This is a genomic window from Limnobacter thiooxidans, assembly GCF_036323495.1.
Classification (GTDB): Bacteria; Pseudomonadota; Gammaproteobacteria; order Burkholderiales; family Burkholderiaceae_B; genus Limnobacter; species Limnobacter thiooxidans.
On the sequence record NZ_AP028947.1, the window covers coordinates 999,633 to 1,014,241 of the forward strand.

General features: G+C 54.2%; 15 protein-coding genes. 8 read left to right on the forward strand and 7 right to left on the reverse strand.

Translation table 11 applies throughout. The annotated features are described in order from the left end of the window. Nucleotides 1–5: 5 nt before the first annotated feature. The 3 genes from lspA to RGQ30_RS04560 are packed head-to-tail and all read right to left on the reverse strand — an operon-like array spanning nt 6 to nt 4,335. Entirely contained in the window at nt 6–584 is a 579-nt protein-coding gene (gene lspA, locus RGQ30_RS04550) for a signal peptidase II (RefSeq protein WP_130558120.1), read from the reverse strand. Next, nucleotides 577–3,372, reverse strand: a complete 2,796-nt coding sequence (ileS, locus tag RGQ30_RS04555; RefSeq protein ID WP_130558119.1) for an isoleucine--tRNA ligase — start codon at nt 3,370–3,372, stop codon at nt 577–579. The genes lspA and ileS overlap by 8 nt, the downstream gene beginning before the upstream one ends. Nucleotides 3,373–3,378: 6 nt before the next feature. Continuing rightward, nucleotides 3,379–4,335 carry a bifunctional riboflavin kinase/FAD synthetase gene (locus RGQ30_RS04560; RefSeq protein ID WP_130558118.1) on the reverse strand — a complete coding sequence of 319 codons (957 nt, stop codon included), beginning with the start codon at nt 4,333–4,335 and terminating at the stop codon, nt 3,379–3,381. A gap of 104 nt (nt 4,336–4,439) precedes the next feature. Here RGQ30_RS04560 and purN point away from each other — a divergent pair, with 104 nt between their 5' ends. From purN to RGQ30_RS04580, 4 genes are all read left to right on the forward strand, one after another. Beyond that, nucleotides 4,440–5,081: a phosphoribosylglycinamide formyltransferase gene (gene purN / locus RGQ30_RS04565; protein WP_130558117.1), complete on the forward strand. Its 642-nt coding sequence runs from the start codon at nt 4,440–4,442 to the stop codon at nt 5,079–5,081. A gap of 17 nt (nt 5,082–5,098) precedes the next feature. Continuing rightward, complete coding sequence (locus tag RGQ30_RS04570) at nt 5,099–6,445, forward strand: RsmB/NOP family class I SAM-dependent RNA methyltransferase (RefSeq protein ID WP_130558116.1); 1,347 nt, start codon at nt 5,099–5,101, stop codon at nt 6,443–6,445. Between the two features lie 132 nt (nt 6,446–6,577). Then, the gene (locus RGQ30_RS04575; protein WP_130558115.1) at nt 6,578–7,771 is read left to right on the forward strand and encodes a DesA family fatty acid desaturase; all 1,194 of its coding nucleotides are present in this window, start codon (nt 6,578–6,580) and stop codon (nt 7,769–7,771) included. A 336-nt stretch (nt 7,772–8,107) separates the two neighbouring features. Then, nucleotides 8,108–8,353 carry a hypothetical protein gene (locus RGQ30_RS04580; RefSeq protein WP_130558114.1) on the forward strand — a complete coding sequence of 82 codons (246 nt, stop codon included), beginning with the start codon at nt 8,108–8,110 and terminating at the stop codon, nt 8,351–8,353. A gap of 177 nt (nt 8,354–8,530) precedes the next feature. Here RGQ30_RS04580 and rpmG read toward each other — a convergent pair whose 3' ends face one another. From rpmG to radC, 3 genes are all read right to left on the reverse strand, one after another. Beyond that, nucleotides 8,531–8,698, reverse strand: coding sequence for a 50S ribosomal protein L33 (gene rpmG, locus RGQ30_RS04585; RefSeq protein WP_008253405.1), 168 nt, complete (start codon nt 8,696–8,698; stop codon nt 8,531–8,533). A gap of 13 nt (nt 8,699–8,711) precedes the next feature. Next, nucleotides 8,712–8,945: a 50S ribosomal protein L28 gene (gene rpmB / locus RGQ30_RS04590; RefSeq protein WP_130558113.1), complete on the reverse strand. Its 234-nt coding sequence runs from the start codon at nt 8,943–8,945 to the stop codon at nt 8,712–8,714. A gap of 174 nt (nt 8,946–9,119) precedes the next feature. Beyond that, nucleotides 9,120–9,806: a RadC family protein gene (gene radC, locus RGQ30_RS04595; protein WP_130558112.1), complete on the reverse strand. Its 687-nt coding sequence runs from the start codon at nt 9,804–9,806 to the stop codon at nt 9,120–9,122. Between the two features lie 137 nt (nt 9,807–9,943). Between radC and RGQ30_RS04600 the strand changes: the two genes are divergently transcribed. Then, complete coding sequence (locus RGQ30_RS04600) at nt 9,944–10,408, forward strand: FKBP-type peptidyl-prolyl cis-trans isomerase (protein WP_130558111.1); 465 nt, start codon at nt 9,944–9,946, stop codon at nt 10,406–10,408. A 7-nt stretch (nt 10,409–10,415) separates the two neighbouring features. Further along, nucleotides 10,416–11,351 (forward strand): 4-hydroxy-3-methylbut-2-enyl diphosphate reductase, encoded by a 936-nt coding sequence (gene ispH / locus RGQ30_RS04605; RefSeq protein WP_130558709.1) that lies wholly within the window; start codon nt 10,416–10,418, stop codon nt 11,349–11,351. 38 nt (nt 11,352–11,389) lie between these two features. On the opposite strand, the gene RGQ30_RS04610 is transcribed toward ispH, so the two are convergent. Beyond that, the gene (locus RGQ30_RS04610) at nt 11,390–12,685 is read right to left on the reverse strand and encodes a hemolysin family protein (RefSeq protein ID WP_130558110.1); all 1,296 of its coding nucleotides are present in this window, start codon (nt 12,683–12,685) and stop codon (nt 11,390–11,392) included. Between the two features lie 159 nt (nt 12,686–12,844). Here RGQ30_RS04610 and trhO point away from each other — a divergent pair, with 159 nt between their 5' ends. Next, complete coding sequence (gene trhO, locus RGQ30_RS04615) at nt 12,845–13,849, forward strand: oxygen-dependent tRNA uridine(34) hydroxylase TrhO (RefSeq protein ID WP_130558109.1); 1,005 nt, start codon at nt 12,845–12,847, stop codon at nt 13,847–13,849. Between the two features lie 6 nt (nt 13,850–13,855). Further along, nucleotides 13,856–14,599 (forward strand): glutathione S-transferase, encoded by a 744-nt coding sequence (locus RGQ30_RS04620; RefSeq protein WP_298215600.1) that lies wholly within the window; start codon nt 13,856–13,858, stop codon nt 14,597–14,599. Nucleotides 14,600–14,609: the final 10 nt, after the last annotated feature.

A 14,609-nucleotide genomic window follows, 5' to 3' on the forward strand; every position in this document is an offset into this window, starting at 1 on the left:
GAACCTTAAGCTTTTTTAGCGGGTGGACTTTTGTTTTCCTTGTTGAAAAACAATTCGTCCACGATCAGGCCGACTGCGCCGATTGAAATAGCCACATCTGCAACGTTAAATGCCGGCCAGTGATAATTCTGGATGTAAAAGTCCAGGAAATCGATGACTGCACCATGGGCCAAGCGATCAATAAGATTGCCCAAGGCACCACCCAAAATGCAGGCGAGGCAAAACATGGCAAATTTTCTGTGGCTGGATGAACGCATCATGAATACGATGACGACGGATGCGACTACAGCAACAGCCGACAGAAAGTGTTTTTGCCACCCTTCTTGATCGGCCAAAAAGCTGAAGGCAGCACCCGGGTTCAGCACATACACCAGGTTGAAATAGCTGGTGACTTCAATCACTGACCCCAGGTCAAGCTTGGCCTGTACCCAGAGCTTTGTGATTTGGTCGAGCACAATGATGAGCAGGGAAAAACCGATCCAGGGCAGGATGGATTTTTTGACCACTGGTTCATTGTTTCCCGAGTGGTTTGCTGCCTTTTGGGCCGGCGCCGAAGCGCCTTTTTTTGTTTGCTTGTTAGACATGGTTCCGTACCTCACCTTCACCAAACAGGTTGCTGACGCAACGCCCGCACACACCCGGGTGTTGCGGGTCGGCGCCTGTGTCTGCGCGGACATGCCAGCAGCGTTCGCATTTCTCGCCAGTGGCCGTGCTTACCTCAATTTTTTCAACATCGGCTTTTGAAATTGACACACTGGACACAATGAACAGGAACTTCAGATCGTCGCCCAAGCTAGCCGCGGCGGCATGAAGTTCTTCGGGCAAATGCAATGTGACCGAACCCTGCAGGGATGAACCGATTTTCCCCTCTGTACGCAGGTTCTCAAGTTCTTTGACAACCCTTGCACGCAGTCCCAACAAGCCAGCCCATTTGCTGCTCAATGATTCCGCATTGGCCACAGTGGGTACTTTGTAAAACTCGTTGCAGAAAATCGAGGCTTCCACATTGCCCATCACTTCACATGCTTCTTCGGCTGTGAAGCTCAGTACCGGCGCCATCAGGCGCAACAAGGCGTGGGTGATGTGGTACAGCGTGGTTTGGGCACTGCGCCGTGATTTGGAATCCACACCGGTGGTGTACAGGCGGTCTTTCAGCACATCGAGATAGAACGAGCCCAGGTCTTCAGAGCAGAAAATCTGCAGCTTGCTGACTATGGGGTGAAACTCGTAGCTCTGGTAGTGCGCTTCACATTCGCTTTGCAGCTTGCTGACCAGGGCCAGTGCGTACTGGTCGACTTCCGCAAGTTCTGCCGTTGCAACAGCCTGCGTTGCAAAATCAAAGTCGGAAATATTGGCCAGCAAGAAGCGCAGCGTGTTGCGAATGCGTCGATAGCTTTCCACCACGCGCTTCAAAATTTCATCGGAAATGGTCAGTTCACCGGAGTAATCGGTACTGGCAACCCACAGGCGCAAAATTTCCGCGCCCATTTTGTCAGTGACTTGCTGGGGTGCAATCACGTTGCCCACTGATTTGCTCATTTTGCGGCCTTGGCCGTCGACCACAAAACCGTGGGTGAGCAGGGCCTTGTAAGGCGGTACGCCATTGATCATGCAACTGGTGAGCAAACTGGAATGGAACCAGCCGCGGTGCTGGTCTGAACCTTCAAGGTACAGGTCAGCCGGGAAATGGCTTTCATCGGCATGGCTGCCCCGCAACACGGTTTCATGCGTGGTGCCGGAATCGAACCACACGTCGAGTGTGTCGGGGTTCTTGACGTAGTTTTTGGCGTCATCGCCGATCAGTTCTTCAACCGTAACATGTTGCCAGGCTTCGATGCCTTTTTGCTCGATCATCTGGGCAATGGTTTCAATCAGCTCGGGTGTGCGAGGGTGCAGTTCACCGGTTTCACGGTGCACCAGAAACGCCATGGGCACGCCCCACTGGCGTTGGCGTGACAAGGTCCAGTCGGGCCTGTTGGCGATCATGGCGTGCAGGCGGGCTTTGCCCCAGGCGGGGAAAAACTCGGTGGCTTCGACACCAGCCAGCGCTTTCTCACGCAGGCTGCCTGAGCCGTCGTTCGATTTCACGTCCATGCCTGCGAACCACTGGGAAGTGGCGCGATAAATAATCGGTGTCTTGTGGCGCCAGCAGTGCATGTAGCTGTGACCAAACTTGACTTGCTTGACGAGGCTACCCACCTCGATCATTTTTTCAACGATCAGCGGGTTGGCTTTCCAGATGTGCAGGCCGCCGAAGAAGGGCAGCGAGTCGACATACTGGCCGTTGCCCATCACCGGGTTGATGATGTCGGCGTCTTTGAGGCCATAGGCCTTGCTGGTCAAAAAGTCGTCTACGCCATAAGCCGGGGAGCAATGCACAATGCCGGTGCCCGCGTCGGTGCTGACATAGTCGGCCAAATACACAGGGCTCAAGCGGTCATAGAATGGGTGGTGAAAGGCAATGCCTTCCAGTGCCGCACCGGTGGTGGTGGCAACTTCTGAACCCTGTAGTTCATAGCTTTCCAGGCAGGGCTTCACACGTTCCTGTGCCAGTAGCAAGAATTTGCTGCCGACATCGATCAGGCTGTAGACCAATTCCGGGTGCATGTTCAATGCCTGGTTGGCAGGCAACGTCCACGGGGTGGTGGTCCAGATAACTAGTTGTCCCGGTTTGGCCTGCAGGGTTGCCAGCGGCATGTTGAATGCAGCGGCCAGCTTGTCCAGGGTTGCCTTGTTGAAGGCAAACCCCACGTCCACAGCAATGTCTTGTTTGTCCTTGTATTCCACTTCCGCTTCAGCCAAGGCTGAGCCGCAATCGAAACACCAGTTCACAGGCTTCAGGCCGCGGAATACGTAGCCTTTTTCCATGATCTTGCCCAAGGCGCGAAGTTCATCGGCTTCGTTGCTGAAGTTCATGGTCTTGTAAGGGTTCTCCCAGTCAGCCAACACACCCAGGCGGATGAAGTCTTTCTTCTGGCGCTCAATCTGTTCTGCGGCGTAGGCGCGGCTTTTTTCCTGCACTTCCAGCGTGGGCTTGCCTTTGCCGTGGGTTTTTTCAATCTGGATTTCAATCGGCATGCCGTGGCAGTCCCAACCCGGCACATAGCGGGCGTCGTAACCAGCCAAACAACGGCACTTCACAATGATGTCTTTCAGGATCTTGTTGACCGCATGGCCAATGTGAATATCACCGTTGGCGTAGGGGGGGCCGTCGTGCAGCACGAATTTGGGCTTACCCGCTTTCGATTGGCGAATGGCCTTGTACAGGTCTTCCTTGCACCATTTTTCAACCCAGTTTGGTTCCCGGGCGGGCAGGTTGCCGCGCATGGGGAAGGGCGTGTCGGGCAGGTTGAGTGTGTTCTTGTAATCCATGTCGGGTTAACAGCCTGTGTTTGAAATCTGGGGTTGATTGGCGGCCAGCAGGGCCATGGCTTTTGCCGTGTCCTGGTGCATCTGGGTCACCATGGTGTCTAGCGAATCGAAGTGTTGTTCCGGGCGTATGTGGGCCAGCACTTCAATGCGCAGCAGCTTGCCATAGGCATTGCCTTGCCAGTCTGGAATAAAGGTTTCCAGCAAAATCTGATCGGATTCTTCCACGGTGGGGCGAACGCCCATGCTGGCAACAGCCGGCAGGGGTTTGTCTTCCAATCCATGCACCCACACGGCCAGAATGCCGGTCAGCGCGCTGGCGCGCCCGGTGATTTTCAGGTTCATGGTGGGAAAGCCAAGCGTACGGCCCAGCTTTTTGCCGTGAATGATGTGCCCGGAATACACCAGTGGGTGGCCCAGCATCTGGACGGCCTGGGGTACGTTGCCTGCCTTCAAAGCCTCTCGAATGTTGGAGCTGGAGACACGTGTGCCGTTGCTCTGAACCTCGGCCAGGTCGTTGACGACAAAGCCCTGTGCATCACCCAGTTGTTTGAGCAGTGCAAAGTCGCCGGCGCGTTTTGCACCGAATCGAAAGTCGTCACCCACCCAGACCTGTTTGGCATTCAGGCGATTCAGCAAAATCTCTTGCACGAATTCTTGCGGACTGAGGGCCGCCATGGCTTTGTCGAACGGCAGGATGCACACTTGCTCAATGCCGCAACGCTTCATCTCGATCATTCTGTCGCGCAGCGTCGAAATTCGGTTGAGTTTGAAGCTGCTGCTGAAAAATTCTTTGGGGTGCGGGTGAAAGGTGACCACAGTGGGTACCAGGCCCTGCGCCCGCGCGACGGCAACAACGCGGCGGAACAACTCGGCATGGCCGGAATGAACGCCGTCGAAATTGCCAATGGTAAGCGCAGTGCCTTGGGTGAATGTGTGTGGCCGGGGGCGACGAATGATTTTCATACCGCGTGATTCGGCTCGTTAGTGGTTGCAAAACAACCGGTCATTATAAGGCCGGAATCATTAAAATTAAGGCTTTTTCGCCCGCACAGTGATAAACTCGAGCCATGCAAAATTCCACACCTTCCGTCGTCATTCTGATCTCGGGGCGGGGTTCAAACTTGAATGCCCTGATCGATCACGCCAAACAGACCGGGGCTTACCAAATTTGTGCAGTCATTTCCAACCGCCCAAATGCGGCTGGCTTGGCATTGGCAAAAACCGCCGGGCTGGACACTGCTGTTCTGGACCACACTGAATATGAAAGCCGGGAAGCTTTTGATGCAGCCTTGGCGGACCTGATTGACGAATATCAGCCTGACTGGCTGGTGTTGGCCGGTTTCATGCGGGTACTTACCGAAGGGTTTGTGAACAGATACTTGGGTCGCCTGGTGAACATACACCCCTCGCTGTTACCTGCATTTCCGGGTCTGAAAACCCACCAGCAGGCTTTGGAGGCGGGGGTTCGGGTGCATGGCGTGACCGTTCATTTGGTTACCCCCGAGTTGGACCATGGTCCGATCGTGGACCAGGCCATGTTGTTGGTGTTGCCGGGTGATACGCCTGAAACGCTGGCAGCGCGCGTACTTGCGCTGGAACATCAAATTTATCCCCGAGCCTTGTCAGCATTGGCCAGTGGGCAAATAAAATCAGTGAACGGAAGGCTTGAAGGTACTTTGACCTTGCCTTTGATTCATGCAATTAAATAATAATCAGGAATTCATATATGGCCGGGTCAACTAAAAACACCCCCTTTCGCAAACCCACTACCCGCCGCGACTCCAAGGTCGAGCGCCAGGGCGCACAGTCGCGCTACGGCTTGGTGAGCACGGTTGCACAGTTGATCGACTTGTTGGCCCAGTTTGAAGGCCCGGCAGACGCTGCAATTTCCCGCTTTTTCAAGGATCACCCGGAGTTGGGTGGGCGCGATCGCCCCATGGTGGCCGAGGCTGTGTACTGCTGGTTGCGCTACCGCTACCGTATTAACCACTTGGCGCAGGCTGGCGAAGGCCCCTCAGTGGTTCGCCAGGCCAAGCTGGCTTTGTTGTGGTCAGGTGCGCCCGAGCAGATCTGGTCCGCCGGCAAGCAGGCTGACAACGAGTGGTTAAGCCGCGTAATCAATATTTCGGCCGATGATTTGGGTGTAGAGGCCCGAACCTGCCTGCCCGAGTGGTTTTACTTGAAGCTGGCCGAGCAGTTTGGCGAGTCACGCGCAGAATCGTTTTCACAGGCTGTACTGAGCGCAGCGCCACTTGACTTGCGGGTGAACACGGTGAAAGCCAGTACCACGGATTTGTTGGCGGCGCTTACCAATATGGGTATTCAAGTGAACCCGATCGAGGGCCTGCCCGAAGGCTTGCGCGCAGTGGGTAAGCCCATTGTGGGCAAAACCGAGGTGTTTCAGGAAGGCTACTTTGAAGTGCAGGATGCCGGTAGCCAGTGGGTTAGCCGCTTGGTGGCACCGCGCCGTGGCGACCTGGTGATCGATTTCTGTGCTGGCGCAGGTGGTAAAACGCTTGCAATTGGCGCTCAGATGAAGAACACCGGTCGCATCGTGGCGCTGGATACATCGGAGAAGCGCCTGGTGAAGTTCAAGCCCCGCGCAGCACGGTCGGGTCTGAGCAACTTCTACACCATGGTGATCAACGATGAGGCTGACCCACGCCTGAACAAGTATTTTGGCAAGGCCGACAGGGTTGTGACCGATGTGCCTTGCAGTGGCATGGGCACCTTGAGGCGTAACCCGGATCTTAAATTTAGACAGAGTTTGCAGAGTCTGGCAGAATTGACCGCGAAGCAAAAATCCATCATTGAGCATGCCGCTAAGTTGGTGAAACCCGATGGACGGCTTGTTTACATTACATGCAGTGTTCTTCGTGATGAGAATGAAGACATTGTTAATGCATTTCTGGAAAGCAACCCCGAATTCCGGCTTCGCCGCTGGACCGAGGTGCTTAACCCCGGAGAGCGGCCTGTGAAGGCAAACACGACCGATGACATGCTTCGGTTGTGGCCAGAAGACGGTGAGTCGGATGGCTTTTTTGCAGCAGTGTTACAACGTTCCAAAGCCTGAACTGAATATAAATTCCAAATGTGTTTCGGGTTTGAAAGTACACTTGTACACTGAAAATATGATACGGCTCCTTCAGAAGCAAGACGAGATGGCCGTAACCTTTGAAAGACGACCTGTTGAGAGTTTGTGAATATGATTGAATTTCTGACCTCGGGAATTACCGGTGCATCCGTGCTCCAGATGGTGATTTATACCCTGATCGTAACCCACATCACGATTGTGGCTGTAACCGTGTATTTGCACCGTTGCCAGGCCCACCGTGCTTTGGAAGTCCACCCTGCACTGGCGCATTTTTTCCGCGCCTGGCTGTGGCTGACCACCGGCATGAGCACGCGTGCATGGGCTGCGATTCACCGCAAGCACCACGCCAAGTGTGAAACACCCGATGACCCCCACAGCCCGCAAACCCGTGGTTTGAAAACTGTGTTCTGGCGCGGTGCCGAGTTGTATCGTGCCGAATCCAAGAACCAGGAAACACTGGCCAAATACAGCCATGGCACTCCCGCTGACTTCCTGGAGTTCCAGGTGTACGAGCGTTTCCCTTGGCAGGGTGTTGGTTTTACTCTGGTGCTGAGCTTTATTTTGTTTGGTTTCCCAGGCGTGAGCATTTGGGCCATCCAGATGTTGTGGATTCCTGTTCTGGCCGCTGGTGTGATCAATGGTATCGGCCACTACTGGGGTTACCGCAACTTCGATTGCCCTGACGCAAGCCGTAACATCTCCCCATTCGGTATCCTGATCGGTGGTGAGGAGTTGCACAACAACCACCACACCCATGCCACCTCGGCCAAGCTGAGCAACAAGTGGTACGAGTTCGACATTGGCTGGATGTACATCAAGATTTTCAGTTTCCTCGGTTTGGCCAAGGTAAAGAAAGTGGCTGAATCGCCCAAGTTTTCATCGGAAAGCAAGCCGGTGCTGAACCTGGCGACCGTTCAGGCGGTGGTGAACCACCGCTACGACGTGATGGCCCGTTACGCCAGTTCAATGCGCAAAGCCTTCCGCTCCGAAGCGGGTGCCTTGAAGCAGAAAGCTGCGAATGCACAAGAACGCAAAGTGCTGTCCAAAGGTACCAAGCTGTTGTCGATTGACGAAAGCAAGCTGTGCGACGTGCAGCGTGCCGAGTTGGCCCAGCTGTGTGCGCAGTCCAAGGTGATCAATACCCTGGTTGAAATGCGTGCTGAATTGCGTCAGATTTGGGAAAAAACCAATTTGAGCCGTGAGCAGATGCTTGTTCAGTTGCAAGCCTGGTGCGAGCGTGCTGAGCAAAGCGGCATTCGCTGGCTGGAAGAAATGTCAATCCGCATTCGTCGCTACGCGGCTTGATGCGCTGATCGTAGCTTAGGCTGAATGAAAAAACCGCTGGTTGCGATCAGCGGTTTTTTTTCGCCTTGCTTGTTCGGTGTTTGTTGCTACTCACCAGTGCTTTTGTTGCGCAGGCTTTGCTCGGTGTTCGTTGCTACTCATCTTGCCTTGGACAAGGCTTGTTTCCCGTCTTGTTGATTCTGGCTTAGGGTGTGCGAAACGCTTGCGCGTCTTCGCATCGATTGCTTGCGCAATCGCCCCGCGCTGCGAATCAGCCGGGAAGCCTTGCCCTGAATCGGCAAGATGATGCAGCAAACAAACACCTCACTGCCTGCGAACTTGCGCCGGTTAGAGCTCGTGACACAATCAACGCCGCAAGCCGCAAGCCGCAAGCCGCAAGCCGGCGAGTTGCAGGTGCTGACCGTTCTGTTTGCGAAGGCAGCATTGCCCTCGCACCGCCATTCAGGAAAGCCTGCCCGTTTTGAATTCGCACGCAACGTTCGGCGATCAGCCGACACCGGGTTCGGCCATGTGTTTTGCCGAACCAAGGTGAGTCAGTGTGACGTTCAAAAAAGGGATCAACAGGCTTTCTGGCGGAAGTAGGGCATGCGCCTGAGTAAACAGAGAGCGACATGCGCCCTGAAAACGACGGAGCGGTATGCGCCGTGAAGACGACTGAGGGGTATGCGCTTCGCAAGAACTCTGATGGAATGGAGGCAACAAAAAACCCGCTCTGAATTTCAGTAGCGGGTTTCTGTAGAAACAGTGAAGGTAATCGAATTACTTCAGCTTGGTTTCTTTGTATGACACATGCTTACGAACCACTGGATCGTATTTCATGATTTCAATTTTCTCGGGCTTCGTACGCTTGTTCTTGGTCGTGGTGTAGAAGTGACCAGTACCTGCAGAAGATTCGAGTTTGATTTTTTCGCGACCGCCTTTAGCCATGATTTACTCCTGCTTAGATTTCGCCACGTGCACGAAGATCAGCCAAAACGGAGTCGATGCCGTTTTTGTCGATCGTGCGCAGTGCGTTGTTTGTTAGACGCAGGCGAACCCAGCGGTTTTCGCTTTCAACCCAGAACTTGCGTGACTGCAAGTTAGGCAGGAAACGACGTTTTGTTTTGTTGTTGGCGTGGGAAACTTTGTTTCCGACCATCGGGCGCTTACCCGTTACTTGACATACGCGAGCCATGATGACCCCAAAAAATTCAGCAAATTAGTGTATCTGCAAAATCACACGGCGAAAATGGAAAAGCCATGGATTTGCGGCGAAGTCCAAGATTGTAACCAATTGGGAAACTTTTGCCCAGCCCTTTTTGTTAAAAAGATCAAAAAGGTGGGCAATTGTTCGATCTTCGGGAAAAAATCAAAAAGGTGGGCGGTTGTTCATTCGATAAGAGTAACCGGTGCTGGGACCCACTACCAAATGGTCTACCAATTCTATATCAACCAGTGCCAGGGCTGAGTGCAATTCGCGGGTGAGCCGATCGTCTGCGCTGCTGGGCGTGCAACAGTTACTGGGGTGGTTGTGGGCCACCATGATGCGCGGGGCATTGGTATGAATGGCGAATTTCAATACTTCCCGTGGAAAAACAGCGGTTTTGTTCACTGTGCCGCTGGACAGTATCTTGTGATCCAGTACTTTTAATTGGCTGTCCAGCGCAATGGCCATGAAGTTTTCAATGTCGCTCAACCCAATTTGGGCGCGCACAAACTGTTCAAACCGCTCCGGGGAAGCAAGCAGGTTGGTCGATGGGTCTTGCAGTTCATGGCTCAGGCAGCGCTTGGCCATTTCCAGGCAGGCACGCAATTGGGCATACTTGGCTTCGCCAAGGCCGCGGACTTGAACCCAGTCTGTCAGCGACACCCTGTTCAAATTTTGCAGGCCGCCAAATTGGGCGATCATTTCACGGGCCAGGTCAACCGCACTTTTTCCTGGCAAGCCGGTGCGCAGGAAAATCGCCAACAGTTCAGCGTCGGAAAGGGCTTGTGCGCCTTGTTTGATCAAACGCTCACGGGGGCGATCGTGTTTGGGCCAGCTTTGAATACTCATTGATGAAACCTGAAAAGCATTTAGGTGGCATGGGCCTGCACCACAGTTCCGTTGTACCGACAGGCTGCCGTCGACTGCCGGGAGGTATTCAAAGGCGTAGAATAGAGGCGTTTTTGAAATGATTTCAGGATGTTGACATGACCGACGCAGTACAGCCCAAACCCGTGGTGAACGAATCTTCTTTTGTGACACTGCATTACCGCATTCGCCTGGCCGACAGCCAGCAGGTGATTGTGTCTACCTTTGAAGACAAGCCCGCCACTTTGTCAATTGGTGCCGGGCAGTTGGCCGAGGGCCTTGAACGTTGCCTGTATGGAATGCAGGCAGGCCAGCGTGACACTTTCACTTTGCCTGCCGGCAGTGGTTATGGTGACATCAACCCGGATTTGTATCGCCCAGTGACCAAGGCCCTGTTGTCGAAGTATGCCGAGGAAGGCACGACCTTCGAGCCGGGCGAGTTCGTGCATTTTCCCGCACCCGATGGCGGCCAGTTTGCAGGCACCGTGGTCGAAGAGCGTGAAGACGATATTTTGTTTGACTTTAACCACCCCTTGGCCGGCAAGGCGCTGACTTTTGAAGTGCAGTTGATTGGGGTGTTGTGAGGTGAGTATGGAAATCAGCCTGGCCCAGCCGCGCGGTTTTTGCGCCGGCGTTGACCGTGCCATTGAAATTGTGGAACGTGCTTTGCAGCAGTTTGGTGCGCCCATTTATGTGAAGCATGAAATTGTTCACAACAAGACGGTGGTGGAAGACCTGCGCAACAAGGGCGCGATTTTTGTCGATGAGCTGGAAGACGTCCCCACCGGTTCTACCGTGGTGTTTTCAGCGCATGGCGTGTCGCAGGACGTGCGCGTGCAAGCCGAGGGCCTTGGCTTGAAAGTGTTTGACGCCACCTGCCCATTGGTGACCAAGGTGCACGTGGAAGTGAGCAAAATGCGTGCACAGGGCTGCGAGATCATCATGATTGGTCACGAAGGTCACCCCGAAGTGGAAGGCACCATGGGTCAGGTCAAGGACGGCATTTACCTGGTGGAAACTGAAGAAGATGTGAATAAGCTTCACATTGCAGAAGGCACACAGCTGGCTTTTGTGACGCAGACTACCCTGAGTGTGGACGACGCGTCTCGTGTAATCGCTGCGTTGAAAGCAAAGTTTCCCGACATTCGCGAACCCAAGAAAGCTGACATTTGTTATGCCACCCAGAACCGGCAGGATGCAGTGAAGTTCATGGCTCGCCAGGTGGACTTGGTACTGGTGGTGGGCAGCCCAAGCAGCTCGAATTCCAACCGCTTGCGCGAGGTGGCTGAAAAGCTCGGCGTGCCGGCCAAATTGATCGAGAACGCGGACAGCCTGGAGAAGGGCTGGTTTGACAATGTGAAGCACATCGGGCTTACTGCTGGCGCATCTGCGCCCGAACATTTAGTGCAAGGTGTGGTGAAACGCCTGAAAGAGTGGGGCGCCTTGTCGGTGCGTAATCTGGAAGGTGTCGAGGAAAACATTGCGTTTCCAATGCCCAAGGGTTTGAACCCCAGGGCCGGTGCGTAACAGGCGCTTGTCCTCAATCCACTGGTTTTGATGCGGTTTTAAGACGCTAGTTTCGGGGTGGCCAGTACCTGGTCCACCCTGTTTCTATCCACATCCACCACTTCAAAGCGCCAGTCGTTCCAGTCAAATTTTTCCGTTTTTTTCGGAATCCGGCCCAGCGAGGCCAGCACGAAACCACCCACGGTGTGAAAGTTGCCCAAGGCCTCTTGTGGCAAATCGCGAATGCCGAGCTTGATTTTCATTTCGTCGATGGGCAACAGCCCGTCCAACAGCCAGGATCCGTCCTCGCGGCGCACGGCCAGTGATTCTTCGGGCGTGTCCATCATGGGCATCATGTCGCCCACCACGCTGGAAAGCACGTCATCAATGGTGACAATACCTTCGGTCATGCCAAATTCGCTCACTACAAACGCGAAGGTTTTTTTCTGTTGCCGAAATGTTCGCAGCAAATCAACCAGCGTGAGCGATGCGGGCACAAACAGGGCGTTTTGAAGCGGAATTTCGGCGAAATCAATGTCGCCTTCCATGGCGGCCTGCAAGATGTCATGGCTTTCTGCCACCCCGATGACCTGTTGCAAACTGCCTTTGCAGATGGGCAGCATGGAATGGGGTGCTTCGCGAAGCAGGCGCAGGTTGTCTTCACGGGGGGCGTTCAAGTCGAGGTAAGCAATGTCGCTGACCGGTGTCATGACCGAAGCCAGTCGGCGGTCTTCAAGGCGCAGCACGTTGCTCATCAGGTGGCGTTCTTCAGGTGCCAGCATGCCGGTTTTGGCGCCTTCATCAAGGAAAGCCTGAATCTCTTCAATGGTGCTGACCGCAGGGGCCGCCTTGAACGGGATGAAGCTGAGAACCAGGTCGGAACCCTTGGACAGCAAGGCGATGGCGGGGCTGAGCACTTTCAGGAAAATTGACATGAAGGGTGCACAGAAGGCCGCCACCACTTCCGGGTTGGCGATGGCCAGCCGCTTGGGCACGATTTCACCGAAAATGATGGAAAAGCCAGTGACCAGTGCAATGGTGACCGCAAATGAAATCGTGTCGGCCCAGTCGGTTAGGGTCGGAAAATACAGGTCGATGTAATGTTGGAAAGTCGCTGTGAGGGCAGACTCACCATAAATACCCATTAGTAGGGCGGCTGCTGTAATGCCGGTTTGGGTGGCGGCCAGCAGGCGGCTGGGGTTGCCCATGATATCCAAGGCGATGCCAGCTTTGTGGTTACCTGCATCGGCCATGGCTTGCAATTTGGAGCGGCGGCTGGAGGCCAAGGCCATTTCCGAAAGTGCGAAAAAGCCGGAAACCAAAATCAGTAGGACCAAAATCCAGAAGGCATTCATGTTGACTGTTCTTTTATTGAAGTGCGGGGCCAGATGGCGTGGTGTTCAGTTTACCAAAGGCGTGCCTGTTTGGGTTTTTCGCCGAATTGGGCCGATTGGGCAAAGCGGTGGCCTCGGTTACAATAAGAGGCTACGCGAACACTAATTGAAAGAATTGCCATGTCGATGACCGAAGCTTCTATTCCCGGAACTGATCAAATCGTGGTTGCGGCCCTGTACAAGTTTGTCAGCTTGCCCGATTTCGAGGAACTGAAACCGCAACTGGAAGAACTGTGTAACCAGAACAGCGTGCTGGGCACCTTGTTGCTGGCCACGGAAGGAATTAACGGCACGGTCAGTGCGCCGCGCGCGGGCATCGTGGCCTTGATGAATTTTTTGTGGGCTGATTCGCGGTTTGCGGATCTTGCACCCAAGTATTCCATCGCGCCCGATCAGGCATTCACACGCATGAAAGTGAAGTTGAAGCGGGAAATTGTGACCATGGGCAAAGACGGGATTGATCCCAACCGCCTGGTGGGTCGATATGTAAAACCTGCCGACTGGAACGCCTTGATTCAGGACCCGGACACCTTGGTGATCGACACACGCAACAGCTATGAATATGCCATCGGTACGTTCGAAGGGGCGCTTGATCCTGCCACTGATACCTTCAGACAGTTTCCGGAATGGATCGAGAAAAACCTCAAAAGTCTGCCAGCTGAAAAACGTCCCAAGAAAATTGCGATGTTTTGCACGGGGGGCATTCGCTGTGAAAAATCCACGGCCTACATGCTGGAGCAGGGATTTGACGAGGTCTATCACCTTGAGGGCGGTATCCTGAAGTACCTGGAGGAAGTGCCCCAGGAACAAAGCATGTGGAAAGGCGAATGTTTCGTGTTTGACCAGCGCGTGTCCGTGACCCATGGTTTGCAGATTGGCACCTATGAACTTTGCCATGCATGCCGTATGCCGATTACTGAAGAAGAAAAGCAAAGCGACAAGTACATCCAGGGCGTGGGTTGTCCGCATTGCTACGATTCGTTGACTGAAGACCAAAAAAGCCGTTTCGGTGAACGCCAGAAGCAGATTCAGTTGGCGAAAATGCGCAATGAAAAGCACATCGGCCGCAAGATGCCGCCCAAGGAAGTTGGAATTGAGGCGGATGCTTCCCGGCTGGCGGAGTAATTGTCAGTGAATGCGGAAAACGTGGACAGCCCGAACCAGGAATTGAACGACCCAGCCTTGACCGGGCACCTGCTTGGCCTGCCCGTGTTGTACAGCTTTCGTCGGTGCCCGTATGCCATGCGGGCGCGGTTGGCCATTGTGGCTGCGGGCGTGAAAGTTGAAGTTCGTGAGTTGGTGCTGCGTGCCAAACCCCCGCACATGCTGGAAATTTCACCCAAAGGTACTGTGCCCGTGCTGTGGTTGCAGGATGGCACTGTGATTGATGAAAGCCTGGATGTGATGCGCTGGGCAGTTTCGCAGAATTTCCCCAGCGATTGGCTTGTGTTGAACGATGCGCAACAGCGGCAAGGCGATGAATGGATCGCTCTGCTGGATGGTGAGTTCAAGCGCAACCTGGACCGGTACAAATACCCCCACCGCTATCACGTCAATACACCCACAGAAACCTATGTCTGTGATCCGCTTGAACACCGCAACGTGTGTGTGGCCATACTGGTCCGGTGGAATGAAGTGCTCGAGAGTAACGGGGCTTTTCTGTTTGGCGGCAAACCCAGTTTTGCCGACTACGCCATTCTTCCTTTTGTTCGACAGTTTCGAATAGCTGACGAAGCGTGGTTCGATTCAATGCCCGGCTGCGACGCTTTAAAGGCTTGGCTGGGCGTATTTTTGGCATCGAATATTCTGGAACAGGCCATGCCCAAGCTGAAGCCTTGGCAGTTGGGGGATGAACCTCTCACCTTTCCGGGTTAGAGAAAGCCCT